Here is a 26,991-nt window from a genome sequence, read left to right as displayed (position 1 = left end):
TTACGCATTTTTTTTGAACAAAAAACTATGCCCCTGGCGATAGGGATCTTGCGCAATGGGAATAACCATGCGCCGTACCTTTTAGGCAATTATCGTACAATATTAATTTTCTGTTACCCTATCGAAGGTATATTTCTACCGTTTTGGAGGTAGTATTTATGATAACCAGTCATCCGTGTTGGGACTGGGGACGCAGTCGTTTAGTGAGCTACCTTTCGCGTAGCGGCGTAATGCGTATTTGCCGAAGTGGATGACCAAGGCATACTCTTCCTGGCCGCTTGGGCCAATCCAGGCCCTGGTTTCGATTTTTCGTGTATCGTTTACGTGCTTACGGGCGAGTTTGTAGTCGAAGTAGGGAGTGTCAACACCGCCGCACCAAAAGCCGTGAATGGCTTCCTTGTTTGAATACACGAAGGCATCGCCCAGGCGATATTCCAGAAACTGGCAGAACTCACGGGTGTAGGATGACGCGGGGGTCGTGGGGAGGGGATGTGTTTCAGTCGCGAAGATGGGTGTATTTTTCAGTATCTTGGATCGTGCGTTATTGAATAGCTTCGGAGTGGCTTTGCTACGCTTGAAATATCGTTTAAGGACGCTATCATGTCGCTATAAACTTTGTTAAAAATATTTGCCTGATTATGAATATACAAAATTACGCCTTTTTACGAAAGGATGTCTTCGCATTGATGTTAGCTATTACGTTGAGTGCTTGTAATCGAACGCGTCCAGCGGAGCCGGCAGCAGTGCCGATAGAGACGAACACTTCTGATGGGAGGCGATTGGAGGAGGCCGCGTGGTTGTTGGGGGAATGGCGGAATAACACGCCGCGGGGGGTGTTATACGAGGCCTGGCGAATGAAAGATGACTCAACGTACACCGGAAGAAGCTGTTTTGTGGTGGGGAAGGATACGGTTTCGGCGGAGGTTGTGAACCTGGAAATGCGCGGTGGTAAACTACTCTATATTCCGACGGTGCGCGATCAGAATAGTGGACAGCCGATAACGTTTACCGAGACAACGGTAACGGAGAAGGAGATGATCTTTGAAAACCCGGCGCATGACTTTCCGCAGCGTATCACCTACACGCAAATTACCCAGGATTCTATGGTGGCGGTAATTTCGGGGATGCAGGGGGAAAAGTCAGTGCAATTTCCCATGAAGCGGGTAAAGTGATGGCGATACTGAATGGGCTGATTCTGAGTGGTGGGTATAGCTCGCGTATGGGACGCGATAAGGCGTTGCTCGAATTTCATGGCGTACCACAGCGGGAATACTTGCGGCGTGCCATAGCGGCGTATTGTGAGGATGTTTTTCTTTCCTGCCGACAGGACCAGGAGGTTGATGGTAGCTGGAACGTTGTGACGGATGCGTTTGATTTTCGGAGTCCGTTGAACGGCATTATGAGTGCGCTGCAGCAGTATCCGGATCGTGCGTGGCTGGCAGTGGCTGTAGATATGCCGCGGGTGGATAGTCAGGTGATTTTGCAGTTGGTGGAGGCGCGTGACTCCGGGAAAATCGCGACGTGTTTTTATAATCCGGCACGGAGGATGCCGGAGCCGTTACTTACCATTTGGGAGCCGGCGGCGCTGCCGGTCTTACAGCGCTATGTGGCCGCGGGTACGATTGGGCCGCAACAGGTATTGAATAACGAAGTTATCAGTATGATACAGCCTTCCGATGCAGGCATTTTTCTGAATGTAAATTATCCCACCGACTGGCCTTCATTGTAGAAGATTAAACTCGCGCAGGGCATGGGGAAAGTTCTTTTGTTCGTGTGTCGACGTGCTCAGTTTGACCAATGCGAACCTTTGTAAGACAGAGAGGCGATGCCATTGTTCAGACGACACGGTATACCGTTGCTGGTCTAATGTTTCGCACAGGCTTGCCGGCATGTGTTGTAAGCGTGCCGGAGTATAGGCTGCCGCCGGGGATAGGGGCGTTGCATGCTGCCCGGTGCGGAGGTGTATGATGTCGCAGAGAAAATTCCGGTATTCTTCTATTTCCATGGCTGTTTCACAGGGCAACACCGCTAATAGTGAGCGCTCTTCTACGGTCATCCGGCTCCATTCGGCGAGTTTAAGCTTGACCAGGCAAGCATCCAGTTTGTAGCGTACGATCATGGGAATACACCGTACGTTGTCTTCGACGAAGTCTTCTTCGAAGGCGAAGTATTCGATTGCCGTTGTTGTCATGGTCAGGAGCGTTTTACGAGGTAAGGATCTTTTTGCAATGTCAGCGCGTGGTTGAGGGTATGTTCGTCGACCACTTTGCCGATCACCATTACCGCGGGAGAGGTCAGGCCTTGTTGCTGGACCGTTTCAGTAATGTTGCAGAGCATCGAGATGGCTATCTGCTGATCGGCGCAGGTGGCGTTCTGTATTATGGCGATGGGCTCCAGCGGCGAGCGTGCCTGGCTGAAGAGCCGCACGATCTCGGGCAGTTGGGCCATTCCCATTAATATAATGACGGTGGCCGTCGATTGGGCTGCGTGATACAGGTCGCCGGCAAGCGAGCCATCGCTCAATACACCGGTTACTACCCAGAAGCTTTCGTTGACGTGCCGTTTGGTGAGCGGAATACCCGCGGCGGCGGGCGCTGCCAGTGCACTGGAGATGCCTGGAATTACTTCGGCCGCGATGCCGTGCTGTTGTAAATACATCAGCTCTTCGTGGCCGCGACCGAATACAAACGGGTCGCCTCCTTTGAGCCTCACGACGGTGACATGCCGCTGGGCATAGAAGAGGAGTAGCGCATTGATCTCCTCTTGTTCAAAAGCCTTGTGGCCGCGACGCTTTCCCACATATACCAACCGGCAGCCAGGCTTGACTTGCTCCAGCAACGCCGGTGCGACCAGGGCATCATATAATAGAACGTCGGCCTGGGCGACTGCTTTCAGCCCTTTTACAGAGATCAGCTCCGGATCGCCGGGCCCGGCGCCGACCAACATAACTTTTGCTTCGCTTCGCATCATGATGCTATTGTTTTACGTAATAATACGTAAATGTTTTGCGTAATACAGTGTTATTTACGTATTATTACTTAAAAATAAGGCATCAAGCTACTAAATCGTTTGAAAATGAAGCACGTAATACTGGTGGGAAATGGAATGACCAGCTTTAAGCTGTGTGAGAAGCTGCGCAAGCTGTCTGGCGACATACGCATTACGGTGTACGGTGAAGAGATCCGTCCGGCCTATGACCGGGTGCACCTCAGTGAGTATTTTGCCGGTAAGACGGCCGACGATCTGTTGATGGCTCCGCGCGGGTGGTATCATGAGCAAGGGATCACGCTGCATACGGGCGAGCTGGTAACAGAGATTGACCGGACGAACAAGACCATTCGCACGCATCATGGTATTACAGACCATTACGATTACCTCGTGCTGGCAACGGGCTCGGGTGCGTTTGTGCCGCCGTTGGACGGTGTGGCGCTGGATGGGGTTTTTGTATATAGAACAATTGAAGACCTGAATCAGATTATCGAGTATGGTCAGCGCTGCCGTACGGCGGCGGTATTGGGGGGCGGCTTGCTTGGCCTCGAAGCGGCCAAGGCATTGGTAGATTTGAATCTGGAGGCGCACGTTGTTGAATTTGCGCCGCGCCTGATGCCGCGGCAACTCGACGAGGCTGGTGCTACCATACTGGCGCATAAGCTTACACAGATCGGTATTACGATCCATACGGGTAAAGCTACCAAACGTATTGCGGGTGAAGATCGTATTACCGGCCTGGAGTTTGCCGATGGTACAGCGTTGCCGGTAGAGATGCTGGTGATCTCCGCGGGTATTCGCCCGCGGGATGAAGTGGCGAAGGCGTGTGGCCTTGCCGTGCATGCCCGCGGGGGTATACAAGTAGATGATTATCTGCGTACAACCGATGAGCATATCTTTGCCATTGGCGAGGCAGCCGTACATAATGACATGATCTACGGCCTGGTGGCTCCCGGCTATGATATGGCCGATGTCGTGGCACGTCAGCTGACGGGTGACCGGTCCAAAAAATTTATGGGCTTCGATATGTCGACCAAACTCAAGCTGCTGGGGGTGGATGTGGGAAGCTTTGGAGATCCGTTTGGTGAAACTCCGGGCAGTATACCGATTGCTTTCCAGGATCGTTGCAACGGTGTGTACAAGCGCATCAATATCTCGGCCGACCGGAAGCATCTACTAGGCGGTATTCTCGTGGGGGATGCCAGTCAGTATAATATCTTTCACCAGATGGTGGCGAATAAAATTCCGCTGCCGGCTCAACCGGAGACGCTCATCATCGGCAGTCCGGGAAAAGAGGACGAAGGCGCAGGGGTAAAAAGTCTTCCGGACACAGCGCAGATTTGCTCGTGTGAAAATATAACGAAAGGTGATCTGATCTGTCAGATCAAAGACAAGGGCGCCCGTACGCTCGATGATCTAAAAAAGACTACGAAGGCCTGTACAGGGTGTGGTGGTTGTACACCGTTGGTGAATGATGTGTTGAAGATGACACTCGAAAGCCTGGGCGTGGTGGTAAAGAAGACCCTGTGCGAGCACTTTTCATTTACGCGACAAGATCTGTATGATATCATTAAAGTAGAAGGTATTCGTACCTATGATGCGCTGCTGGACAAACACGGTATAGGCGACGGTTGCGAGATTTGTAAGCCCGCGGTCGCTTCGTTGCTGGCGAGTATCTGGAATGAAGTGATTGCCGAGCAGGCGACGATCCAGGATACCAATGACCGTTTCCTGGCCAATATTCAGCGTGGTGGTACGTACTCGGTCGTACCGCGTATTGCCGGGGGGGAGATCACGCCCAAGAAGTTGATGGCGATCGGCCGTATTGCTGAAAAGTATAACCTCTATACCAAGATTACCGGAGGTCAACGAATCGACATGTTTGGCGCCCAGGTGCACGAGCTACCGTTGATTTGGGAAGAATTGATTCAGGAGGGCTTTGAGAGCGGTCATGCGTATGGCAAGTCGTTGCGTACGATCAAAAGCTGTGTAGGCTCTACGTGGTGCCGCTTCGGCGTGCAAGATTCGGTGTCGTTCGCTGTCTTTATCGAGAACCGCTACAAGGGGCTGCGGGCGCCGCACAAGTTTAAAGGCGCTGTGTCAGGCTGTATACGCGAGTGCGCGGAAGCACAGTCAAAGGACTTCGGCATTATTGCGACGGAGAAAGGCTGGAATCTATATGTCTGTGGTAACGGCGGTGCGCGTCCGCAGCACGCGAAGCTGTTGGTGACGGACGTCGACACGGACACGTGTGTGCGGCTGATCGATCGCTTCCTGATGTACTATATCAAGACAGCCGATCCGCTGACGCGTACCGCGACCTGGCTTAATAAGATGGAAGGAGGCCTGGAGCATTTGCGCCAGGTAGTGGTAGAAGACTCGCTCGGCATAGGCGCCATGCTGGAGAAAGAAATGAAAGAGCTCATGGCAAACTACGAATGTGAGTGGAAGAAGGTAGTGGAAACGCCGGCGTTGCGCGCACAATACCGTCACTTCGTCAACGACGACGCGGGCGACGAAACGCTGTCGTTTGTCGACCTGCGTGGCCAAAAGATGCCGGCCGACTGGAATCGTAAATAGAGAATTTTAAACGGATACTAACCATGGAATCAACGAACGATCTTACGACCTATACATCTCCCAACAGCACGGACGTGGCGCACTGGTATCGTGCGGCACGTGCGACCGATTTTCCAGAAAATGGCGGCGCGTGTGTGAAGTATGGCGATACACAGATTGCCGTCTTTAATTTTTCCCGTCGCGCTGAATGGTATGCCTGCCAGAATCTCTGTCCGCACAAGATGCAGATGGTGTTGGCGCGCGGTATCATCGGTACGACAGCAGGCGAGGCGAAGGTAGCGTGTCCTTTTCATAAAAAAACATTTTCCCTGCACACCGGGCAATGCCTGAATGCAGAGGAGGACTCGATCACGGTATATCCGGTCAAGGTCGTAGATGGCTTCGTGTACATCGGCTTTACGGCGTAAAGCCTTTGTACTGGTTTAGGTCAGGTGCCGGGCCCCGCCCGGCACTTTTGTTTCCCTGGCATTCAGTAGATTTTACGTAATTTGCTACGTATATGCTCCCCCAACCCGATCCATCCGCCACGATTCAACGCAGCCGGTTTAGCCGGCTCGGTACGCTCTACGTACTGGCGCTGAGCGTTATCGCGACGGTGGCCATTACCGGCCAGGCACTCATACAAAGTCACCTACAGGCGCAACGCAGCGACTCGCGCGTGGTGAACGTTGCGGGCAAGCAACGGATGCTGAGCCAGAAGATCACCAAGACGCTGCTATACCTCGAACCGGCGCAGTCTGCCGCCGACCGCCAAACGATTGTCGCCGATCTTGATGCGGCCTATCACTTGTGGCATACTTCGCAACGGGGGCTGCAGTACGGCAACGACAGCTTGCATTTGCCCGGGCGAAATAGTGCCGCGATTACGCAGCTCTTTCAGGAAGCTGCTGTGCCGTATAGCTCTATGGACGAACATACGTCGCATATTCTGACGCAGTTGAAACAGGATCCACGCGTTTCGTATGATTCGTTGCGAGCCTCTATTCTAGTGGTGCGCCATGCGGAAGGCGCCTTCCTGCAAGGCATGGAGCGCATCGTGGCGCAATATGAAGTAGAGGCTAACGATAAGATCGAATCGCTGAGCCGCATCGAGTATATCATTCTGGCCATTGTGATCGGTACCATCTTGCTGGAGTTTGTTTTTATTTTCCGGCCGACCACCGTGTACGTCAGTAACACGCTGCATCAACTGATGACGTCGGAGAAGAATGCGCGCAAGCTTTCGAAAGAGATTGGTGAGCTATATGCGTCGTTGGAAAAGTCGTACGAGCAGCTGTCCATTGTCAATCAGCCGCCGGAGAGTCCGCGTTTGCTGGCGCGTGCCGATCGTGGCGGCAACGTGTTGTTTTTGGCAGATGCTTTTGTGGGGCAGGTGCTGGTCGGGGCATCGCAGCCCGAGGGGGACTTGCGGCTGAGTGATCTCTTCGACGGTATTGGTGATCCGGGTGATTGGATGGACGTTGTTATTGATACGGTCTCGGAAGGTACCAGTTGGCAAGGCGAGCTTGCATTGGCACGCCCGAGCGGTACGATGGCCTGGATGGATGTTACGATCACACCGGTTTATGAACAACAGGGGCAGGTATCCGAGCTATTGGTGTTTGTCTCGGACATCACCCTGCGCAAAGAAGCCGAGCATGGCATGAAGCAGAAGAACAAGGCGGAGATTGAACGGAAGATCAATCAGCAGAAGTTCCGGTCGGTGTTGATCCTCGAGGGGCAGGAAGAAGAACGGAAGCGGCTGGCCATGGATATTCATGATGGTATCGGGCAGATGTTGACGTCGCTTAATTTTCAGATCAGCGCCATTGACCTGGTCGACACGGCGAAGGCCGAGAAGAAGATTGCCGAGATCGATCACCTGGTAAAAGACGTGATCAAAGAAGTACGTCGTGTCACGTTTAACCTGAAGCCTACCGTACTCGGTGATTATGGTTTACAAGCGGCCTTGAATGTTTTTATCCATGAAATTGCCAAGCTGACGGCCATGTCGCTTACGTACACAAGCGAAGGCACGATTGAGCGTTTGCCGGAGAACGTAGAGAACAATATTTTTCGCATTACGCAGGAGGCAATCAATAATGCTATTAAGTATTCGGCCAGCCCACAGGTGGATGTTACGCTGTCACAAACCGATAGCGATCTGCTTGTGTCGGTGCGTGATACTGGAAAAGGTTTTGACGCCCGTGCCCTGAAAGATCGTAACATTGATATCAGCTCGGGGCGGGGATTATTTAATATGTACGAGCGGACCGAGTATATTCACGGCCGCTTAGAAATACGCTCGGAACTGGGTGCCGGTACTACGGTATTGCTGACGGTGCCCCTGCGTGCAAAGACTTTATCGTAGAACCCGGTATACAGGAAGCAATGGAACATATCAAAATCGTATTGGCCGACGACCACGTATTGGTGCGGAAGGGGATCCGGGCGATGCTCGAGTCTGATGCCGAAATGGAAGTGGTGGGAGAGGCCGGTAACGGCCAGGAAGCGTTGGAGGCAGCCCGCACGTTGAAGCCCGACATTCTGGTGCTGGACATCCGCATGCCGCAGATGGATGGTTTGGAGGCGGCCGCCCGCGTCAAGGAGTATGCGCCGGGTACCAAGACGGTGATTCTTTCCATGCATGACTCCGAGGAATATGTGCTGGAGGCTCTCAATGCCGATGCGTATGGCTACCTGTTAAAAGACACCGACAAGGAGGAATTTCTCAAGGCGCTGCGCGCGGTGCACGGGGGGAGTAAATATTATACCGGCGCGGTCTCGCACGTGTTGGCGAACCGGCTTTTGCAGGGAGCGCAGCGGCCCGCACGTCGTGAGGATATATCGGTCGCTGATCCCTATAGTTTGTCCAAGCGCGAAAAGCAAATCCTGCGCATGGTGATCGATGGCAAACACAACAAGGAAATTGCCGAGGCGCTCGATAAGAGTCAACGTACGATCGAAACGCACCGGTTTAACATCATGAAGAAGCTGGGCGTGAACAACGCAATCGATATGGTGAACAAGGCCGTACGGGAAAATATCGCCTAAGAACACCCATATTACGTAGTTAGAACGTTTTCGGTAATATTGTTACGTATTTTTACGTAAAACATACGTATTTTAAGTATGTTTATTACGTAATATTAATACGTAAAGCATGTCACAACCCCAATTCCCAAAAGCTACGCGAATCAACCTGGTTGATTTCACGTCCGTGCCCATGCGCACGTTTCACATTACCTGGATCACCTTCTTTTTCTGTTTTTTTGGTTGGTTCGGGATTGCTCCCCTGATGCCCGTAGTACGGGAAGACCTGGGCTTGAGTAAGGGCCAGATCGGTAACATCATCATTGCCTCTGTTTCCATCACGATCTTTGCCCGGTTGCTCTTTGGCTGGTTGTGTGACAAGATCGGACCACGCATTTCGTATTCCGCGTTGCTTATCCTGGGCTCTATCCCGGTTATGCTGATCGGCCTGAGCAATAGCTATGAATCATTTCTGCTCTTCCGGTTAGCCATCGGCGTTATCGGTGCTTCTTTTGTCGTGACACAGTATCACACCTCGGTGATGTTTGCTCCCAACGTGGTAGGCACCGCCAACGCCACGGCTGCGGGCTGGGGCAACATGGGCGGTGGCGTAACGCTGATGGTCATGCCGCTGATCTTTGCAGCCCTGGTGGGCGCGGGCTATGCCGCACCGGAGGCCTGGCGCTACAGTATGATCGTGCCGGGGGTAGTGTTGTTGATTTTAGGGTTTGTTTATTACTTCTGCACGCAGGATACGCCGGCAGGGAACCTGGCGGAAATCCGGAAGGATTTGCCTGCGGCAACAGCGGAAAAGAAAGAAAGTTTCTGGAAGACCTGCCAGGATTACCGGGTGTGGGTGCTCTTTCTGGCGTACGGTGCTTGCTTCGGTATAGAGATCACCATTGACAATATCGCTACGCTTTATTTCGTCGATAACTTTCACCTCGGCCTGAAAGAGGCAGGGCTCATTGCCGGGGCCTTTGGTATGATGAACATCTTTGCGCGTGCGCTGGGGGGTGTGTTTGGTGACAGGGTAGGGAAACGGTATGGCCTGAGCGGCCGCATCTTTATACTGGCATTATTCCTCTTGTTAGAAGGGTTGGGTATTATGCTTTTTGCTTCCATGGATGTTTTGGTCTGGGCGATTGTGACGATGCTGGTGTTTGCGCTTTTCCTGAAGATGTCGAACGGTGCTACGTACTCGGTGGTTCCGTTTATCAACGCGAAGGCCATGGGGAGCGTGTCGGGTATTGTCGGTGCCGGTGGCAACGTGGGCGCTGTGCTCGCAGGTTTTCTGTTTGCCTCGGAAAGTATTTCATACCGCGACAGTCTTTTTATGATCGGCATTGTTGTAGCCCTGGTCGCTGCCGTTGCCTTTTTGCTGGCCGTTGCCCAGCGTGCAGCCATTTCGCCTGTTACGGCAGATGCGGCGGTACAGGAAGCTGTGGCCTAAGGCGGTTCTAAACAACCGGACGCCAACCTTAGGACATTTCTTTCTGTAACCTTAACCGCTTTACCTATGCATGGCAAGTTTATTATTCTTTTGCTAGCCTTCCTGATTTTGGGACCGGCTTCGGTACACGCCCAGGTGGCGGTATCGGCGCAGTTGCGCACGCGCGGCGAATACCGCGACGGACAGGGAACACCCTCGGTACGCGACACGGTTCCTGCCGCGTTTGTTTCACAACGCACGCGTGTGAACCTGCGGTATACCGGCCATCGGTTTACTTTCTATACGGCGATACAAGATGTTCGCGTCTGGGGGCAAGATGCCTCGTCTATTAACCGCGTGACCACCGATGCTTACGATGGCCTGATGCTACATGAAGCCTGGGGTGAGGTTAGCCTGGTGGACACGGGCAAGGTTATAAAAAACTTTACACTCAAAATCGGTCGGCAGGAGCTGGTGTACGACGATGTACGCCTGCTCGGCAATTTGGATTGGCTTCAGCAAGGGCGCCGGCATGATGCTGCTTTATTGAAATTTGAGCACAAGGGTTGGACGGCGCATCTTGGCGCGGGGTATAATCAGAATGCCGAACGTAAGGCCAATACGATCTACAACGGTACACCCACAGGCTATGCGGCCAGTACCAATGGCATGACGGCGCTGTATAAGTCTATGCAGTTTTTATACGTCGGTCGTAAGCTGCCGTTCGGGAATGCGTCGTTCCTGTTTTTTAAGGACGCTTTTAGCAAGTTCCATTTTGCGCCAACCGATACGCTGGCCAGAACACCGCTCTATGAACGGGGTGCCTGGAGTCGTTATACCGTTGGCGGTAATTTCTTTGGCACGGTGCTGAAACGTGTGTCACTCGCCGCCACGGCCTTTTATCAGGGAGGAAAATACCGGGTGGGCACATCCTTACAAGAGTATCTTTTCTCGCTGTCGGCGTTGTATGCCGTGAATAAGAAATTTAGCGTCGGCCCGGGCGTAGACCTTACTTCGGGTAACAATGGCGACAACCCTTCGCGGAAATACCAGCGCTTTGATCCGTTGTATGGAACACCCCATAAGTTCTGGGGCTATATGGATTATTTCTATGTGGCGGATGGTTTTGGTGCCAACGGTCTGACAGATCTATACGTGAAGTCAAAGCTGGTGGCGAGCCCGCGTTTGACATGTATGGCCGACGTGCACTATTTCTCGTTGCCGGACAGAGTGCATGGTGAAGATGGTCAGTGGATGGATCGCTACCTGGGCACGGAGATCGACTTCACCGCGCAGTATGCGCTTTCAAACATCATTCAGATCGAAGGTGGTTATAGCGCTATGCTGGCGTCGACAACCCTCACTTCATCGAAAGTAAAGAACATAAAGAATGCCGACCGCTCGGCGAATTGGGCGTATGTCATGCTCGTGCTTCGGCCCGCGTGGACAAACCTGTAGGAGTATGAACCAGTTTGAAGAACGATTAATACGAAAGAAATGACAATCGCGCGGGAAGAATCCTTTAAGACAACATGCTCGTACTGTGGCGTTGGGTGTGGTATTGTTGTAAAAAGGGACAGACGCAATAACGTCACGGTGGAGGGGGATAAAGACCATCCGGTGAACAAAGGCATGCTGTGCTCGAAAGGCATGAATCTGCATTATGCCATGAACGATCACAGCGACCGGTTGTTCTACCCGGAGATGCGGCGCAGTCGCAACCATCCGCTGGAACGTGTTACCTGGGACGATGCCCTGAAACGCACCGCGGCCGTGTTTAGCACGATCATTCAAAAGCACGGACCTGACGCTGTTGGCTTTTATGTATCGGGGCAATGCCTGACGGAAGAGTATTATGTCGTCAACAAATTGGTAAAGGGTTTTCTCGGTACAAATAATATCGACACAAATTCCCGGTTGTGTATGAGCAGCGCTGTGGCTGGGTATACGAATATGCTGGGGGAAGATGCTGTACCGGTTGCGTATGAAGACATTGAGCTGGCGGATTGCTTTCTGATTGCCGGTGCCAATCCGGCATGGTGTCATCCGATTCTCTTCCGTCGTATAGAAGCACACAAGCAGCGTAATCCCGACGTTAAGCTGATCGTTGTGGATCCGCGCAAGACACAAACCTGTACCGGAGCGGATTTACACCTGCAGCCACTGCCCGGCACGGATATCTATCTATACAATGCCATCGCCCGTGTGTTGATTGAAAACGGCGATGTGGACTATACATTCATTCATAATCACACCGAAGACTATGAGCGCTATCGTGCATCAGTCGTCGCTGTGCCGCTGGCCGATGCCGCACGGATCTGTGCGGTGCCGGAGGAAGACATTCGTATGGCAGCGGCTTATATCGCCGCGGCCAAAGGATTTCTAACCCTTTGGGCGATGGGCCTGAACCAAAGCGTTGTGGGCGTACATAAGAATTTTGCGTTGATCAGTCTGAATCTTATCACGGGCCACATCGGTAAGCCAGGCTCCGGCCCCTTCTCCCTGACAGGGCAGCCTAACGCCATGGGCGGACGCGAGGTAGGCGGACTGGCCACGATGCTCGCCGCGCACCGCAGTTTACAGAACCCGGTTCACCGGCGCGAAGTTGCCGACTTCTGGGGCGTACCCGGCATTTCGGAGAAACCAGGCTATACGGCGACTCAAATGGTGGAAGCCCTCGAGCGCGGAGAGTTGAAGGCGATCTGGATTATGTGCACCAATCCGCTGGTAAGCCTGCCTGACCTGCGGCGTGTGGAGAAAGCGTTGGGCAATGCGCGTTTTGTGGTGGTACAAGACATTTCGCGCAAGTCGGATACATTGAGCTTTGCCGACCTGGTGCTGCCGGCGGCCGGTCACTTTGAAAAGGAGGGGACCATGACCAACTCCGAACGTCGCATCAGCCATCTTAGTAAAGTGGTAGAACCGCCAGGGGAGGCGTTGGCAGATGCCGAGATTGTATGTCGCTTTGCCCGGGCGATGGGCTTTCACGGTTTTGAGTATACATCGCCCGCGGCGATCTACGATGAGCACGCGCGTCTGACACGTGGCACCAACATTGATATCAGCGGCCTTTCGTATGAGCGTTTAAAAACCGAGGGTACCTTTCAATGGCCTGTGAAAGATATTTCATCGTCGGGTACGGCACGTCTGTTTACCGACCACCGGTTTTATACTCCTTCGCAAAAGGCCCGGTTCTTCCCGCTTGACAAACCGGCCAACCAATCGGAGCCACTTACCGCCGACTTCCCGTTGATCCTCACCACGGGACGGATACGCGACCAGTGGCACACGATGACAAAAACGGGTAAGGTAAGCCGCCTGCGCCAGCACATCGACAAGCCTTTTCTGGAAATACATCCCGACGATGCGGCGGCGCGGGACATACAGGAAGGAACCGTCGTGACGATACGCAGTGCGCGCGGCGATGTGCGGGTGCGGGCGAAGATTACAGATGAGATCAAACAAGGCGTTGTTTTTTTGCCCATGCACTGGGGCAAGGCCACTACCGACCTCGCGCGGGCTAATAATCTAACCAGTACGTTGGTCGACCCCATCTCGAAAGAGCCCGACTTTAAGTTCTCGGCCGTGGAGGTGACGCCATACATTAAACCGCGCGAGCGCATTCTTGTGGCCGGTGCCGGTGCGGCCGCATTCCGATTCCTGTGCACCTACCGGGCGCTGAATACCACGGACGAGATTGTGGTCATTTCAAAAGAGAAGGATCCATTTTACAACCGGGTGTTGTTGCCGGAGTATGTAAACGACTCGGTGGGGTGGGACCGACTGCAGAAATTTCAGGCGGGCGAGTTTGAGTCACTGAACGTGGCATTGGAATTGGAGAACGAGATCGTGTCGGTCGACCGCCAGCAAAAATATGTGGTAGATAAACATGGCCGCCGCCACCGGTATGACAAGCTGGTGTTGGCTACCGGCACCCGTGCGTTCATTCCCAAAGATGCGCCAACGCATCTACCCGGTATATTTACCATGCGTACGCGGCCCGACGCCGACCGGCTGAAAGAGCACCTCAAGCCAGGAGGCCAGGTTATCATTATCGGTGGAGGTTTGCTGGGGTTGGAGCTGGCCGTGGCGCTGCGCGAGATTGATATTCAGGTGTCGGTCATTCAGATGAGTAGCCGCCTGATGGAGCGCCAGGTCGATAACCTGGCCGGCCAGTTGTTGCTGGACTTTATTGAAGAGAAAGGCGTGGCGGTATACCTCAATGACCAGGTACAACAGGTGGTGTGGGACGATGCCACGCAACGGCTGCGCGCGGGCTTGCGCAGTGGTAAGACTCTTTATGCCAATGCGCTGGTGTATGCCGTGGGCACGCGGCCGAACATTGAGTTTGCGCAAGAGGCAGGTGTTGATACCGGCCGGGGCATTATCGTGAATGACCACCTGCAAACCAGCGATCCCGACATTTTCGCGATCGGCGAGATCGCAGAGCACCGGGGCAATACCCTGGGCATTACCGCCGCAGCGGAGAAACAAGCCGATGTGTTGGCTCGTTACCTCGACGGCGATGTGCAGAGTATATACGAAGGCACGGTGCCGATGAACATCCTCAAACTTGCCGGCGTTGACCTGTGCTCGCTGGGCATGGCCGAGATACCGGCGAACGAGGTGGGATACGACGAGGTATTGTTTATCGACAAGTCTATGCGCTATTATAAAAAGTGCATCATCAAAGAAGACAGGCTGGTAGGGGCGATTTTGATGGGTGACAAGAGCGAGTTTGCCGAGTTCAAGGAATTGATCGAAAACAGGATCGAGCTGTCGGCGCAACGGCTGCAACTGTTGCGCTCCGGTAAAAAGGCCGCGCCGGTGGTCGGCAAACTGGTGTGCTCGTGTAACCAGGTGGGCGCGGGCAATTTAAAGGCGTTGATCAAAACAGGTTGCAACACGCTGAATGAGCTTTGCCAACGCTCGGGTGCGGGTCTTGGGTGTGGAAGTTGCAAGCCTGAAATTCAAAAGATTCTGCGCCTGGAAACTGTAACCGTTTAACACTATATTGCCGCCCGCGAATTTTCATGGAGATACACGCCAAACATAACCTCATACGCGCTTTTGTCAAGGGAGGCTTCCTCTCGCCAATAGACTTGCTGAAGATCATGGAGCTGTCGCGCTCGCTTGGTAATAAATACGTGTCGTTTGGCTCGCGTCAGGATATTATGTTTCCGGCCAATGGTGCGGACGAGAGTGCGCTGGCGGAAAGCTTCCAGGCTATCCAGATCGATTATGAGCTGGGAAGTGATCAGTCGACCTATCAAAATATTGTCAGCTCGTACGTAGCAGTCAATGTTGTTGATTCCACCCGGTGGCTGAAGGAGGATACCTATAACGTATTGATCGACAGTTTTGACTACAGACCGCGGCTGAAGATTAATATTGTGGATCCGTTGCAAAGCCTGGTGCCGCTGTTTACGGGGGAGCTTAATTTTATTGCCTCTCGCGAAGAGCACTACTGGTATCTATATATACGTGATCCCCGGAAAGCCAATGCCCTGGAGTGCTGGCCCCGCCTGATCTTTGGACAGGATATACCGCGTATCGCCCGCGAGCTGGAGAAGCTCATTTTGGGGTATCATCCGTTTACCACGGAGGAGCTGAACCTGGTGCTGAACAATGAGAAGGTTCGCATCAACTATAAGCCGCTTACTGAAAAACTCAAGCTTTCAGAGATCCCCTTTCCGTATTACGAAGGCCTTAATGCCATGCTGAATAATCAGTATTGGCTGGGATTGTATTGGCGTAACAACCAGTATGACATCGACTTTATGAGCGCGGCGTGCCGCCTGTGCCAGGAGATCAATATTGGCAAGGTCAACATCATTCCCTGGAAGGCTTTTGTGTTAAAAGGCATCAAGGCCAGCGACCGGCTGCGGTGGGAAAAGCTCATGGGTAAATATGGTATTAACGAACGCCATTCTTCGCTGGAGCTAAACTGGCACCTGCCGGTAACAGACCTGGAGGCGCTCGATCTGAAGCGGTTTCTGGTGCGCGAGCTCGACCAACAGGATATCAGCACGCACGGCCTGACCTTTACGATCAAGACTCATCGCGACATGGTTTATTTTACGTCCGTGGTGATCGAGCGTGAAAAACCCGCCGGTGCCTTGCCGGGTGAATTTTATACTATTTTATATGCGCACAACTTTAGCCCGAATCATGGCGTGTATCATCCCTATGCGCAACATGTGCGGCGGGAGCTGATTCCCGCGCTGCTCATCGAGCTTAGTAAGGTGTATTTCCGGCAGTTAAATCCGGAAAAGGAACAACAACAAGCTTTTGTGCCCGAGACGCAGCCGGCCCGCACGAGCACGGTGTATCAATGTCCGCACTGTTTGACCGTATACGACGAACAATATGGCGATGCCACTGCGGGTATTTCGCCGGGTATATCGTTCGAGAAGTTGCCGGCATCTTATCACTGCCATGTGTGCGAGAGTCCAAAAAAAGACTTCGTGGCGGTACTGCGCTGACGGAGTACTGCTTTATCGTTATCTTTGCGCTGGACTTTGAAAGGATTTACATGACACGCATCATTCGTCTCGCCGAGCAAAAAGACATCTCCGCGCTTACGGTCTTATTTAACAGCGATACCCGCATTTTTGGTGAAGATGCTACCGGCTTCGGCGAGCGGGACGTTGCCGAGTATATTCAGGATGGGAAAAAGAAGGTTTTTGTTTTTGAATCGGAGGGCAGGCTATCAGGAGCGTTGATGGCCGACTACCACGATTCGTATTCGCATCTTGAAACGTTAATCGTTGACCCGCGGGCGCAGCAGCAAGGTGTTGGTACCGCGCTCCTGGAACATTATGAGAAGGGCCTGGATACTTTGGGGATTACGCTGATCGAGGTTATGACGGCGACCGATAATACTGTCATGCAGAAGATTCTGGAAGAACGGGGATTTAGTAAGGGTAATACATTTGTCTTTTACTCCCGTTGGCGTCAATAGAAACATTTGGTCCGTGAGAAATCGCTTCTGAGGACTTGCCGCTGTTTGTTTATGAAGTGTCTTCGTAGTATCTTAAAATGAATCTACTACTCCATGAAGACACTACACCTGACATGGCTGAGCCTGTTGCTGGTAACAGCAACGGTTGCCCAACAGCTTCCTACACCTCCCGACGCTATAAAAGATGCTTTTCCCACAGGAACAGTATTTCATGCCAATATCGCCTATGCGGGTGATACGCTACGGAAACACTTGCTGGATATATACCTTCCGCCCGGAGCCAAAGGTAACGTGCCGCTGGTGATCTGGGTGCACGGCGGCGGGTGGATGCACAACGACAAGTATGCCGATATGGGGTATATGAAGGGGACGATCCGGGCGATCCTGGAGAAGGGCTATGGCCTGGCGTCGATCGACTACCGGCATAGTACTACGGCGATTTTTCCCGCGCAGATCCAGGATTGTATTCAGGCGGTGCAGTTCCTGCACGACAATGCCACGAAATACAAGCTTGACCAACGTCACTTTGCCCTGATGGGCTTTTCGGCGGGTGGGCACTTGGCGTCGCTGTTGGGATTGTCACACAACAACAACGTTACGGCATTTTATTCCGGCGGGCGAAAACCTTCCTTTACTCTTCGCAGTGTTGTAGACTTTTACGGCCCTTCTGAATTTTTGATGTTCTATGGCGACTTGCTGCCGACGCAAGCCAGTGATCCGATCTCGATTCTGCTGGGCGCTTCGCCGCTGGCGCGACCGGACCTGGCGAAGCAGGCGAGCCCTGCCACGTATGTCGACAAGGCCGACCCGCCATTCTTTATTGTCCATGGTGAGAAAGATCCGGATGTGCCTACGGCTCAATCGTATCTCTTAAAAGCGTGGTTGGATCTGGCGAAAGTGCGCAATTCACTGACGGTAATAAAGGATGCGCCACACTACGGGCCGATGTTTGACACGGAGCCTACCCGACAAGCGTTACTCGCCTTCCTGGAGTCTACATTGCGTTAAATCGTACATCGCGTGGCTAATTTCGGTTTAGCAAGAGCGTATATTATGCCAGTGAATTCGACTTGAGATCCGATAAACACTTACTTTGAAATTGAAACCTTCGAGGCGTTTGGATTGAATCCACCCGAGCGTTACGAAGAATCCCGCGCTGACAAATACGATTGCGTTGACAGACCTTTTGGGAAAAAGCAGAAGCAGTAGCGTTTTTAAGCAATTCTTGATTCAGAATACAGGTCGTATACGGCAACCAGTGATTCGCGGCCCGTTGATTGGTTATTTTTTTGGTAACCTTCGATTTCTTCACGACTCTCAACGTATAGAGGGTGGTAGGTTGAATCGTATTCATCCCAAACGATAAGCAAATGGCTGTAGCCTATTTTGCTTTGCCGGCCATTTTCCAGCCAGAGGTTAAATGTCTCTTCATCAAGCGACTTGGGGAAATCCGACCCTTCGAACATAGTTACGCATGTATTGTGGACTCGAAATTTAACCAAAGAAGGCTTATTGGGCAACTCTGATAATTGCCAGCCAAATTCTTGATAAAAATATGTCCATAAACACGGCCAGTCATGCATCTTCAACGCCTCACGACCCGTCTCTTCGTTATGACCTTTGGGCTAACAAACGCCTTACCTCCTGGTTGATGACCATCGACCGACACATACTTTATGAAAAAAGGGGATCAAGCTTTGGGACAATTGATCTGACACTCCAACATATTCTGATGGCGCAGATATACTGGCATGCGCTAATTGCCAGAGGCGAGATAAATGAGTTTAACGCACCGGTAAAATAGAATGTAGTCGATGCGGTTATGGCCGATCTCGTTATAAGCTCACAGCAGTTAGTGAATAGCCTCTCCGCACTCAATGAACAACAATTGATTGAAAGTATTCAGGCATCTGACAGCGCGCAAAGTCGATACGAATATATCCTGCATGTAGTCAATCACAGTTCATACCACCGGGGACAGGTCGTTACCATGTGTCGTGCGCTGGGAATAACACGTGAAATAGCCGTAACGGACTATGACGCATACCTTTGGTGGACAGAGAATATTTGATGGGATGAAATGGGCTTTGATTGTCATGGCATGCTGCAGGCGTGGTGTCCTGATGACGGCTATTCCACCTTCAAGCTTCGATTATCAGCTTTATGGTGTTCTAAAGTTTGGAAATTGGTCTCCCAAATTGGATATACAGCGAATGCCTTTGTTGCTTTAAATGGTTGATAACGCAATAATTATTTGGCGGACCAGATTTTGGATGGGTATCCAAAAAATGTAATTGCTGAATATGAAAAGAATTTTGCTCGCAAGCTGTTTGATGCTGCAGTGTTATCTGGTGGGATTTGCGCAGGAAGAAATGTCTATTGATACACTTTATTCGCTGTCGCTCGAAGAGCTTATGAACATGAACATTGTGACGGCGTCTAAGGTTGCCGAGAGAGCTTCGGATGCACCTGGCATTATCTCGACCATTTCGGCGCGCGAAATTGAGCAGTTCGGGGGGTTAAGCCTGGCTGAGATCCTGGAACGGGTGACAGGTGTGATAAACGTGAGTACGAACTCGAATCCCCAAAACATCGTTTCGTTTCGCGGAGATCTTTCCGGAGAAAGTAACAATCATACTTTGCTTCTAATCAACGGTCGCCCAAACCGCGAGAGTATCTATGGTGGGTTAGACTACGCGGTGCTGCTGGGTATACCGGTGACAGCCATTGAAAGAATAGAGGTTATTCGTGGACCGGGGTCTGTGCTGTATGGATCCAATGCATTTTCGGGTGTTGTGAATATCATCCTGAAAAAAGGTGGTGACCAAAATAAGGTGAGCACTTATTTAGGCTCGTTTGGTGGCGCCGGTGTCGACGGCTCTGTGAATATTGATAGAGGTGACATCAATGTCATGATCGGTTACAAAAAATTTGAAGAAAAGGGATGGAGCTTCACGGCTACCGATGCTATGGGGGCAAAGGATACTGCCAACTATGAGGAGAACAACAATGGCCTGGCTTTTCGGGTGGGCTACAAGGGGTTAACGATCAACAGCCTGATTACCGAGAGCACACAAACAATTTTTGGGTTTGGCAGTCCGGTTTGGTTTAATTTGCCAGGCAAAACAACTTTTTCGCGCAGGGTTTCGACCGATATCGGGTATGAATTGAAAATTTCCGAAAAGGTGACGACAAAGGTGAATGCCACGCTGAATAGTTTTAACCTGAAGTTAACGGGGCCTGCGGTGGCTAGCGGTAACAGTGATGATATCATCCTGGAAGTGTCCAACTTTATTCGTCCGACAGACAAATGGAATATAGTGTTTGGGGCATCGGGTTATAAGCAAACCGGTGAGCTTGTAGGATCTGTGCCGAAATACAACAAAGGGTGGTACAACGGGTATGTGCAGGCAGATTATCGTCCTGTTGCACCTTTAAAATTGATCGGTGGATTGCAAGTAAATAAAATTCAAGGAGTCGATGTAAATGTGGTCCCTCGCGTGGGCGCCATCTATAACTTTACGAAAAGCCTGGGCACCAAAATTCTGTATGGGCAGGCATTCCGTGCGGCATACGCCATTGAAACCGACATCAAATCAGACGTGATCGTGGGCAACCCGAACCTGACTCCAGAAATTTTGAAAAACCTTGATGTGCAGGTTTTCTATTCAATAACAAAACTGGAGTTGGCGGCGACCTATTTTGACAACCGTAAGGAGGATAACATTACTCGCCTACATGGCAAATTTGTCAACGCGGGCCGCAACGAAGCCCATGGCTTCGAGCTGGAAGGTAAATATGTTCCCAGCGCCCGTGTGTATGTAAACGGCTCGTATGCTTACCAGACCAATAAACTGGTCGCTGACGATGGTACGATTACCGAACATGCTTCGTTAATGCCGAACCATGTTGCCAAGCTTGGCGTCGGGTTTCAAGCTCGCCAGGGCCTTTCACTGGGGCTGTATAACATGTATGTGTCGAAGTTTCATTCGTTTACCGGCCAGGAGGCACTGCCGGGGCATAACGGCGAAACCAAAAGTTACAATACCTTATCGGCAAACATAAATCTGAGCATTCCCAAGATCTTCACATTGAATATGCAGGAAGAAATAATTCTTAGCGTCTACGGTACGAACTTACTGGATGAAAAGATTAACATTCCCGACGTTGCGTCGAGGATGGTGTATTCTATGCCTGGTAAATCCGGCAGAGCCATATATGTGTCTGCAATAGTGAAGTTCTGACAGTTGATACACGAAATAAATACTTAACACAGGCCAGTCACGTTGGCCTGTGTTAAAATACAAACTGACCGCGAATTGCGACTCCAAGGCGGCAGTTTGTCAATTTAGAATATATAACGTAATATTGCGTTGTAACGATATGGGAATAACCAAGTCTGACTTATTTAAGAAACGCCAGAACAGGGTAGCGACGCTGGCGAAGGCTTTCGATCACCCGGCACGGGTGGCGATCCTCGAATATATACTGGCGAACGAAACTTGTATCTGTAACGATCTTGTGGACGTACTGCCGCTGTCGCAATCGACGATTACACAGCACCTAAAAGAGTTGAAGCAGATCGGAATCATCAAAGGCGAGATCGAGGGACCGAAGGTGAACTACTGTATTGATGAAAAAGTATGGGAGGAGGCGAGAGATATGTTTATGAATATGTTTTCCAAGTATGTAAAAAAGAACGACTGCTGCTGAGTCATTTTTTTGACCAGGCGTAACGTAATATTACAATAATACAATATGAGCCTCAATACCGATCTATCGAAGACTGTATCGCAGCTTACTGCGGAATTTGGTGAGATACCTGCCGTGCGCAAGCCAGTGATTGGTGAGCTGACGCGCTTTGTGCAGGACAGCGTGAATGCAAAGTTGCCTACATACCTGAATTTTATCTGTACGCACAACTCCCGAAGGAGCCATCTGTCACAACTGTGGGCTCAGGCGGCTGCATACTATTACGGTATACAGAACGTGTCTTGCTATTCGGGTGGCACCGAGGCAACGGCTTTTAACCCGCGCGCGGTAAAGGCGATGGAGGATGCTGGCTTTAGGATTGTGATGCAGAAGGATGGGCAAAATCCAATATACGAGGTGAGGTTTGCAGATGAGGCACCGCCCGTTATTGCCTTCTCGAAAACGTATGACGACCCGTTTAACCACAACGAGGACTTTGCGGCGGTGATGACTTGCTCCCATGCTGACGAGAACTGCCCGCTGGTGCTGGGCTCGTCGGCGCGTATAGCGCTGCGGTATGACGATCCGAAGGCCTTTGATGGGACGGAACTTGAAACGGCTAAGTACGCGGAGCGCGTGCGGGAGATTGGACGGGAAATCTTATTTGCGTTTTCACAAGTAAAAAAGGCATGAGCAATAAAAAACAACTTGGGTTTCTGGATCGATACCTGACGCTGTGGATATTCCTGGCGATGGCGATCGGCGTGGCGCTGGGAAATTTTCTGCCGGTGGAGCAACTGATGGGTGCCTTTCAAATGGGGACGACGAATGTGCTGATAGCGGCGGGGCTTATTGTGATGATGTATCCGCCGCTGGCGAAGGTGCGGTATGAACACCTGGGTAAGGTCTTCAGGAATGTGAGGGTAGTCAGCCTTTCACTGGTACTGAATTGGGTGATAGGTCCGGTGCTGATGTTTGTGCTGTCGATGGTGTTTTTGCGTGACAAGCCGGAGTATATGGTGGGATTGATTCTGATCGGGCTGGCGCGCTGCATTGCGATGGTGCTGGTATGGAATGACCTGGCGAAGGGTGATAAAGAATATGCGGCTGGGCTGGTGGCATTGAATAGTATCTTTCAGGTGATTTTTTACAGCGTGTTTGCATGGCTGTTTATTACTGTGCTGCCTCCACGATTTGGCATAGCGGGCTCCGTGGTAGACGTGAGCATGAGCGATGTGGCCGAGAGCGTTTTCCTGTACCTGGGCGTGCCGTTTATTGCTGGCTTTCTAACACGTTATATCTTTATTAAAGCAAAGGGCGAAGCATGGTATGTGCAGCATGTGATACCGAAGATCAGTCCGCTGACGCTGATCGCGTTGCTGTTTACGATTGTGGTGATGTTCAGCTTCAAGGGGAAGATGATCGTGGATATACCGCTCGATGTGCTGCGAATAGCCGTGCCGCTGGTGATTTACTTCATCGTGATGTTTGTGCTGAGCTTTTTGTTGTCAAAGCGGCTGGGTGCGAGCTATGCGGAAAATGCTTCCGTGTCTTTTACGGCGACGGGTAATAATTTTGAACTGGCGATAGCGGTGGCGGTGGGTGTATATGGTATCAACTCGGGGCAGGCGTTTGCGGGGGTTATTGGGCCGCTGATCGAGGTGCCGGCGTTGATCTTGCTGGTGAACCTGGCCTTTTGGTTGAGGGATAAATTGTACAGTTCGAAAACGACGTCGTGATGACAGGCTCGAAAATTTTGGCTTTTGAGCCAGCGCATTGGGAGGCTGTTCGCGAGATATACCGCCTCGGGCTCCTTACACGCAATGCTACTTTTGAAACAGAGGTGCCGGATTTTGAGGCGTGGAGCAAGAAGTTTCCGGCCCGCTGGTTTTGGGTCATTGAACAAGAGGGGCAGGTTGGTGGGTGGGCAGGGCTGCAGCCGGTTTCTGTTCGAAAAGTTTACAAGGGAGTGATGGAGGTGACGGTGTATGTGCATCCCGATCGCGGCGGAAAGGGTCTGGGAACCCTATTGATGCAGCACTTGGTAGCAGAAAGTGAAAACAGCGGTGTTTGGACGTTGTATGCCTCGATTTTTGAAGAGAATGAGGCGAGCATTCGCCTGCATACGGCCGCTGGTTTTCGCAAGATCGGGTTTCGGGAAAAAATAGCCCAATTAGACGGAAAATGGCGGAATACCGTGCTCTTTGAGCGAAGAAGTAAAATTATAGGCGTTTAATCTGCGTCTTTTTTAAACAGGCTTCGTCATAGCCACGTAACTAGAATTGAACTTCATTTCTATGGCACCATCAGCAAACGCAAATTTGAGCTTCTTTCAGAACGAGTTGAAAGGCTTTGTTCATAAAAGAGTCAAGGATAAGACAGTTGCGGAAGACATTCTTCACGATGTGTTCCTGAAAGTTCAGGCGAAGATCGGACAGCTCCAGGACACGGAAAAGATCACTGGCTGGATCTATCAGATCACCAAGAATACGATCATCGATCATTTCAGAAAGGAGTCTAAAACGATTTATGCCGGTGACCTGGATTGGGAAAACGATGCACCCAATTTCAATGCTTGTGTATCGGGGTATCTTAATCGGCTATTCCCGACGCTGCCTGATATGTACCGTGAAGCTTTGCAGCTTACCGAGATAGAGAATCTTTCGCAGACGGAATTGGCTGAGCGTTTGGGCATCTCTTATTCGGGCGCCAAATCGCGCGTGCAACGCGCGCGACAGATGCTGAAGGAGAAAATGGATGAGGTGCTTATCGTGCGAACAGACGCTTATGGTAATGCTATAGTTTGTGAAGATCGTAAATCCTGCTGTTAATATATCTGCGTCTTTTTTAAAACGCATTCGTCTTGGAGGTAAATCTTCAAGACATGAAAAAAATATATCTATTGTTTTTCTTTCTGGGTTTAACACACCTTGTTATTGCGCAGAACACCAGGCGTGTATTGGCGCCCGCTTCCGATCACTATAAATCCCTGCAGGCGATTAGTGCAGCCGCAAACCCGCAGCGCGCGTGGATGGATACGGTTCATTATCCGCCAGCTGAATACGGTTCTTCCTTTGTATACATGTTGGTCAAGCCTTATTACTTGTCGGATGGGCAAGTGAAGGCGCTTAGTGAGAGCGTGAAGTTCCCGGCAAACAGTTCAGACCAGGTGCGGAAGGAACTGGATTATATGCTCGACCTGCAAAGCAAGCGTACTCCGGAACAAATCAAGCGCGTTGAATTTTTAGGTGATATTGGTTATTGGCCATCTATCAACATGGTGCCTTCTCACCCTTCGTATGAGGAGAATTTGCGTAACCTGTTTTTTGAAGGCCGTGAGCTGATGGGTGAGAATATCAATGCAAAGAATTTTCCTAAGATCTCCAAACTGCTGCAAGGTGTTATGCAGGATATACGTATCATGGAGTTTACGATCAAGTATAAATTGTTCCGGCCAAGGCCTTATCACCTGGAGCCGAAACTTCAACCGCTAACAAAAATCAATTCTCCTTCTTTTGCCAGCGGCCATACGCTATGGGCTTTTGTTCAGGCATTCACCTGGAGTGAAGTAATTCCGGAGAGGCAGCAAGATTTCATTGCGTTGGCCGAAGAGATCAGACGGTCGCGGGAGATTATGGGTATTCATTATCCCAGTGATAACGAAGCATCGCGCCAGGTGTCGTTTGCCATGCTTCAGTATTACCTGAAGAACGACGCATTTCAGAACGATCTAAAGGAAGCGGTTGCTGAATGGAAAACGGTTTCTAGAAAGTATATCCGATAGGAGAGAAATCTTTTAGATGGCTAATAGTCGCAAGAAGTATGTATCTCTTGCGACTATTACGGTTCACTACTTGTCGCAGCAGGCGGAACCATCTTGTGGTTGAGCACAGCAATCGCCGTTGTTTTCTTCTTTCGTTTGGCTGGGCTCACAGCAGGCCGTGTTTTCGATTTTTGGAGTGCAGCATGAAGTAGCTGCCTGTTTTTTTTGGCCCTCCGGGGCTGTGCCACAGCATGCAGCTGCTTCGATATTGCCTGCTGTTGCGTTGCAGACTCCTGTCTCAGGAAGGTCGAGCTCTACCTTGCGTGCCGCTTCCAAGTCACCATCGATCGCCGCGGCAATGGATCGTACTTGCTCATAGCCGGTAGCCATAAGGAACGTCGGCGCGCGGCCGTAGCTTTTGGAACCGGCGATGTAAAAACCGTGGTCGGGATGACGGAGCTCTTTTTCGCCGTGTGGCCGTACCGTTCCGCAACTATGGATGTTGGGATCTATGAGTTCTGCCAACGCGGCGACGCACTCGAGCGAGGAATCGATGCTGATTCGTACTTCGCGAAGGAAACTGAGGTCTGGTCGGGAGCCGGTGTTGCTAATGACCTCGTCTATGCCGGGGAGTGCAAACTTGTTCTCGTTTTGCAGACCGACGACAGAAAGGTTTGTGCCGGTATTGACGACTTGCTGGATATGGAACGGGGTATATACGCTGACGCGGTCCTGGTTGACGAGCTGCTCAATTTTAATACCGAGGGCGCCGCGTGCCTCGAGGGTGTCTTTCTCCTGGCCACCGTACACGTCATAGATATTTTGCTTACGCAGCACCCAATGAATTTGGGTGTCGGGGTATTGTTCTTTGAGCTTGTCGAGCTCCAGCACGGCATTGATGGACGAGTGGCCGCTGCCGACGACAAGTACGCTTTTGTTCTTATAACGCCCGGCGTGCGTGTTGAGAATGTCGGGGATGCCGTAGAAGATCCTGCTGCTGTTTTCCTGTTCGCCTATGGCGAACGTGCCTCCGGAGCCGATGGGATTCGGGGAGTTCCAGGTACCGGAGGTGTCAATGACTGCCTTGACGAGGAATTGCTCGACGTGGTTGTTGTGAAGTACCTGGACGGCGTAGGGCAGCCGTTCGCGGCCGGCGGTTTTCATTTTGTCGAGGCCGACACGGCCGATGGCGATGACCTTGCTCCGCAAGTGGAGATGCCGCTGGAGTGCTGGGTGCTCGGAGAGTGGCTTGAAGTAATGTTCATACAGTTCTTTGCCGGTGGGCAGCCCATCGTCATGGGGTTGCAACCAGTGGGTTTGTGCCAGGAGTTGTTTTGCGGCCTTGTCGATATTATAGCGCCAGGGAGAGAATACGCGGATGTGCTGCCAGGTAAGAATATTGGCGGCTACAGAGCCGCCCGCTTCAAAGAGCAAGAATGGTTGATTCCTGATCGCAAGGTGAGCAGCAGCTGCAAGCCCAACGGGCCCGGCGCCGATAACTGCTACCGGAAGTGAATTTGACTTTTCCATGATCGTGATGTGGTTCCGTGATTAAGACGG

At 51.5% G+C, this 26,991-nt stretch carries 24 protein-coding genes; 20 read left to right on the top strand and 4 right to left on the bottom strand.

Annotated elements, in window-relative coordinates; genetic code table 11:
- Positions 1–638: 638 nt before the first annotated feature.
- Entirely contained in the window at positions 639–1,172 is a 534-nt protein-coding gene (locus KK062_RS11545) for a DUF6265 family protein (protein WP_254084453.1), read from the top strand.
- Entirely contained in the window at positions 1,172–1,729 is a 558-nt protein-coding gene (gene mobA / locus KK062_RS11540) for a molybdenum cofactor guanylyltransferase (protein WP_254084452.1), read from the top strand. The genes KK062_RS11545 and mobA overlap by 1 nt, the downstream gene beginning before the upstream one ends.
- On the opposite strand, the gene KK062_RS11535 is transcribed toward mobA, so the two are convergent.
- Together KK062_RS11535 and cobA are read right to left on the bottom strand one after the other, a co-directional pair.
- The gene (locus KK062_RS11535; protein WP_254084451.1) at positions 1,721–2,191 is read right to left on the bottom strand and encodes a nitrate reductase associated protein; all 471 of its coding nucleotides are present in this window, start codon (positions 2,189–2,191) and stop codon (positions 1,721–1,723) included. The genes mobA and KK062_RS11535 overlap by 9 nt on opposite strands.
- A gap of 2 nt (positions 2,192–2,193) precedes the next feature.
- A complete protein-coding gene (gene cobA / locus KK062_RS11530; RefSeq protein WP_254084450.1) occupies positions 2,194–2,970 on the bottom strand; it encodes a uroporphyrinogen-III C-methyltransferase in 777 nt (258 codons plus the stop codon).
- 105 nt (positions 2,971–3,075) lie between these two features.
- On the opposite strand from cobA, the gene nirB reads away from it, so the two are divergent.
- The 10 genes from nirB (at position 3,076) to KK062_RS11480 (ending at position 17,984) form a co-directional block, all read left to right on the top strand.
- A complete protein-coding gene (gene nirB, locus KK062_RS11525; protein WP_254084449.1) occupies positions 3,076–5,568 on the top strand; it encodes a nitrite reductase large subunit NirB in 2,493 nt (830 codons plus the stop codon).
- Positions 5,569–5,591: 23 nt separating this feature from the next.
- Complete coding sequence (nirD, locus tag KK062_RS11520) at positions 5,592–5,975, top strand: nitrite reductase small subunit NirD (protein ID WP_254084448.1); 384 nt, start codon at positions 5,592–5,594, stop codon at positions 5,973–5,975.
- Positions 5,976–6,067: 92 nt separating this feature from the next.
- Positions 6,068–7,918: a sensor histidine kinase gene (locus tag KK062_RS11515; protein WP_254084447.1), complete on the top strand. Its 1,851-nt coding sequence runs from the start codon at positions 6,068–6,070 to the stop codon at positions 7,916–7,918.
- Positions 7,919–7,938: 20 nt separating this feature from the next.
- Positions 7,939–8,601 (top strand): response regulator transcription factor, encoded by a 663-nt coding sequence (locus tag KK062_RS11510; RefSeq protein WP_254084446.1) that lies wholly within the window; start codon positions 7,939–7,941, stop codon positions 8,599–8,601.
- 109 nt (positions 8,602–8,710) lie between these two features.
- The gene (locus KK062_RS11505; RefSeq protein ID WP_254084445.1) at positions 8,711–10,033 is read left to right on the top strand and encodes a NarK family nitrate/nitrite MFS transporter; all 1,323 of its coding nucleotides are present in this window, start codon (positions 8,711–8,713) and stop codon (positions 10,031–10,033) included.
- A 66-nt stretch (positions 10,034–10,099) separates the two neighbouring features.
- Positions 10,100–11,470 carry an alginate export family protein gene (locus KK062_RS11500; protein WP_254084444.1) on the top strand — a complete coding sequence of 457 codons (1,371 nt, stop codon included), beginning with the start codon at positions 10,100–10,102 and terminating at the stop codon, positions 11,468–11,470.
- A 39-nt stretch (positions 11,471–11,509) separates the two neighbouring features.
- On the top strand, positions 11,510–15,019 hold the full coding sequence (locus tag KK062_RS11495; RefSeq protein ID WP_254084443.1) for a nitrate reductase: 3,510 nt from the start codon (positions 11,510–11,512) through the stop codon (positions 15,017–15,019).
- A gap of 26 nt (positions 15,020–15,045) precedes the next feature.
- Positions 15,046–16,497: a rubredoxin gene (locus tag KK062_RS11490; RefSeq protein ID WP_254084442.1), complete on the top strand. Its 1,452-nt coding sequence runs from the start codon at positions 15,046–15,048 to the stop codon at positions 16,495–16,497.
- Positions 16,455–16,976: a GNAT family N-acetyltransferase gene (locus KK062_RS11485; protein ID WP_254084441.1), complete on the top strand. Its 522-nt coding sequence runs from the start codon at positions 16,455–16,457 to the stop codon at positions 16,974–16,976. The genes KK062_RS11490 and KK062_RS11485 overlap by 43 nt, the downstream gene beginning before the upstream one ends.
- A 93-nt stretch (positions 16,977–17,069) precedes the next feature.
- On the top strand, positions 17,070–17,984 hold the full coding sequence (locus KK062_RS11480) for an alpha/beta hydrolase (RefSeq protein ID WP_254084440.1): 915 nt from the start codon (positions 17,070–17,072) through the stop codon (positions 17,982–17,984).
- A gap of 206 nt (positions 17,985–18,190) precedes the next feature.
- Here the strand turns inward: KK062_RS11480 and KK062_RS11475 are convergent, their stop codons facing one another.
- Complete coding sequence (locus KK062_RS11475) at positions 18,191–18,442, bottom strand: hypothetical protein (RefSeq protein ID WP_254084439.1); 252 nt, start codon at positions 18,440–18,442, stop codon at positions 18,191–18,193.
- 356 nt (positions 18,443–18,798) lie between these two features.
- Here KK062_RS11475 and KK062_RS31050 point away from each other — a divergent pair, with 356 nt between their 5' ends.
- The 8 genes from KK062_RS31050 to KK062_RS11440 all read left to right on the top strand — a co-directional run bounded on the left by KK062_RS31050 (position 18,799) and on the right by KK062_RS11440 (position 25,452).
- The gene (locus KK062_RS31050; RefSeq protein WP_369075170.1) at positions 18,799–19,047 is read left to right on the top strand and encodes a DinB family protein; all 249 of its coding nucleotides are present in this window, start codon (positions 18,799–18,801) and stop codon (positions 19,045–19,047) included.
- 232 nt (positions 19,048–19,279) lie between these two features.
- Positions 19,280–21,220 (top strand): TonB-dependent receptor plug domain-containing protein, encoded by a 1,941-nt coding sequence (locus KK062_RS11470; RefSeq protein WP_254084438.1) that lies wholly within the window; start codon positions 19,280–19,282, stop codon positions 21,218–21,220.
- Positions 21,221–21,359: 139 nt separating this feature from the next.
- A complete protein-coding gene (locus KK062_RS11465) occupies positions 21,360–21,689 on the top strand; it encodes an ArsR/SmtB family transcription factor (RefSeq protein ID WP_254084437.1) in 330 nt (109 codons plus the stop codon).
- A 45-nt stretch (positions 21,690–21,734) separates the two neighbouring features.
- The gene (locus tag KK062_RS11460) at positions 21,735–22,361 is read left to right on the top strand and encodes an arsenate reductase/protein-tyrosine-phosphatase family protein (RefSeq protein WP_254084436.1); all 627 of its coding nucleotides are present in this window, start codon (positions 21,735–21,737) and stop codon (positions 22,359–22,361) included.
- Complete coding sequence (gene arsB, locus KK062_RS11455; RefSeq protein ID WP_254084435.1) at positions 22,358–23,407, top strand: ACR3 family arsenite efflux transporter; 1,050 nt, start codon at positions 22,358–22,360, stop codon at positions 23,405–23,407. Before KK062_RS11460 ends, arsB begins: the two co-directional genes overlap by 4 nt.
- On the top strand, positions 23,407–23,904 hold the full coding sequence (locus KK062_RS11450; protein ID WP_254084434.1) for a GNAT family N-acetyltransferase: 498 nt from the start codon (positions 23,407–23,409) through the stop codon (positions 23,902–23,904). The genes arsB and KK062_RS11450 overlap by 1 nt, the downstream gene beginning before the upstream one ends.
- A gap of 61 nt (positions 23,905–23,965) precedes the next feature.
- Complete coding sequence (gene sigZ, locus KK062_RS11445; protein WP_254084433.1) at positions 23,966–24,499, top strand: RNA polymerase sigma factor SigZ; 534 nt, start codon at positions 23,966–23,968, stop codon at positions 24,497–24,499.
- 53 nt (positions 24,500–24,552) lie between these two features.
- Positions 24,553–25,452, top strand: coding sequence for a phosphatase PAP2 family protein (locus KK062_RS11440; RefSeq protein WP_254084432.1), 900 nt, complete (start codon positions 24,553–24,555; stop codon positions 25,450–25,452).
- A 66-nt stretch (positions 25,453–25,518) separates the two neighbouring features.
- Here the strand turns inward: KK062_RS11440 and KK062_RS11435 are convergent, their stop codons facing one another.
- Entirely contained in the window at positions 25,519–26,961 is a 1,443-nt protein-coding gene (locus KK062_RS11435; RefSeq protein ID WP_254084431.1) for an NAD(P)-binding protein, read from the bottom strand.
- Positions 26,962–26,991: the final 30 nt, after the last annotated feature.

Source organism: Dawidia cretensis (assembly GCF_018598175.1).
In the GTDB taxonomy this organism is placed as follows: domain Bacteria; phylum Bacteroidota; class Bacteroidia; order Cytophagales; family Cyclobacteriaceae; genus Ohtaekwangia; species Ohtaekwangia cretensis.
The sequence above is the reverse complement of the archived record's forward strand: the minus strand, read 5'-3'. Positions and strand labels throughout refer to the sequence as shown.

Coding starts and splice junctions, on each gene's coding strand:
- KK062_RS11545 (WP_254084453.1), top strand. CDS start 639: ATGAATATACAAAATTACGCCTTTTTACGAAAGGATGTCTTCGCATTG.
- mobA (WP_254084452.1), top strand. CDS start 1,172: ATGGCGATACTGAATGGGCTGATTCTGAGTGGTGGGTATAGCTCGCGT.
- KK062_RS11535 (WP_254084451.1), bottom strand. CDS start 2,191: ATGACAACAACGGCAATCGAATACTTCGCCTTCGAAGAAGACTTCGTC.
- cobA (WP_254084450.1), bottom strand. CDS start 2,970: ATGATGCGAAGCGAAGCAAAAGTTATGTTGGTCGGCGCCGGGCCCGGC.
- nirB (WP_254084449.1), top strand. CDS start 3,076: ATGAAGCACGTAATACTGGTGGGAAATGGAATGACCAGCTTTAAGCTG.
- nirD (WP_254084448.1), top strand. CDS start 5,592: ATGGAATCAACGAACGATCTTACGACCTATACATCTCCCAACAGCACG.
- KK062_RS11515 (WP_254084447.1), top strand. CDS start 6,068: ATGCTCCCCCAACCCGATCCATCCGCCACGATTCAACGCAGCCGGTTT.
- KK062_RS11510 (WP_254084446.1), top strand. CDS start 7,939: ATGGAACATATCAAAATCGTATTGGCCGACGACCACGTATTGGTGCGG.
- KK062_RS11505 (WP_254084445.1), top strand. CDS start 8,711: ATGTCACAACCCCAATTCCCAAAAGCTACGCGAATCAACCTGGTTGAT.
- KK062_RS11500 (WP_254084444.1), top strand. CDS start 10,100: ATGCATGGCAAGTTTATTATTCTTTTGCTAGCCTTCCTGATTTTGGGA.
- KK062_RS11495 (WP_254084443.1), top strand. CDS start 11,510: ATGACAATCGCGCGGGAAGAATCCTTTAAGACAACATGCTCGTACTGT.
- KK062_RS11490 (WP_254084442.1), top strand. CDS start 15,046: ATGGAGATACACGCCAAACATAACCTCATACGCGCTTTTGTCAAGGGA.
- KK062_RS11480 (WP_254084440.1), top strand. CDS start 17,070: ATGAAGACACTACACCTGACATGGCTGAGCCTGTTGCTGGTAACAGCA.
- KK062_RS11475 (WP_254084439.1), bottom strand. CDS start 18,442: ATGTTCGAAGGGTCGGATTTCCCCAAGTCGCTTGATGAAGAGACATTT.
- KK062_RS31050 (WP_369075170.1), top strand. CDS start 18,799: ATGGCCGATCTCGTTATAAGCTCACAGCAGTTAGTGAATAGCCTCTCC.
- KK062_RS11470 (WP_254084438.1), top strand. CDS start 19,280: ATGAAAAGAATTTTGCTCGCAAGCTGTTTGATGCTGCAGTGTTATCTG.
- KK062_RS11465 (WP_254084437.1), top strand. CDS start 21,360: ATGGGAATAACCAAGTCTGACTTATTTAAGAAACGCCAGAACAGGGTA.
- KK062_RS11460 (WP_254084436.1), top strand. CDS start 21,735: ATGAGCCTCAATACCGATCTATCGAAGACTGTATCGCAGCTTACTGCG.
- arsB (WP_254084435.1), top strand. CDS start 22,358: ATGAGCAATAAAAAACAACTTGGGTTTCTGGATCGATACCTGACGCTG.
- KK062_RS11450 (WP_254084434.1), top strand. CDS start 23,407: ATGACAGGCTCGAAAATTTTGGCTTTTGAGCCAGCGCATTGGGAGGCT.
- sigZ (WP_254084433.1), top strand. CDS start 23,966: ATGGCACCATCAGCAAACGCAAATTTGAGCTTCTTTCAGAACGAGTTG.
- KK062_RS11440 (WP_254084432.1), top strand. CDS start 24,553: ATGAAAAAAATATATCTATTGTTTTTCTTTCTGGGTTTAACACACCTT.
- KK062_RS11435 (WP_254084431.1), bottom strand. CDS start 26,961: ATGGAAAAGTCAAATTCACTTCCGGTAGCAGTTATCGGCGCCGGGCCC.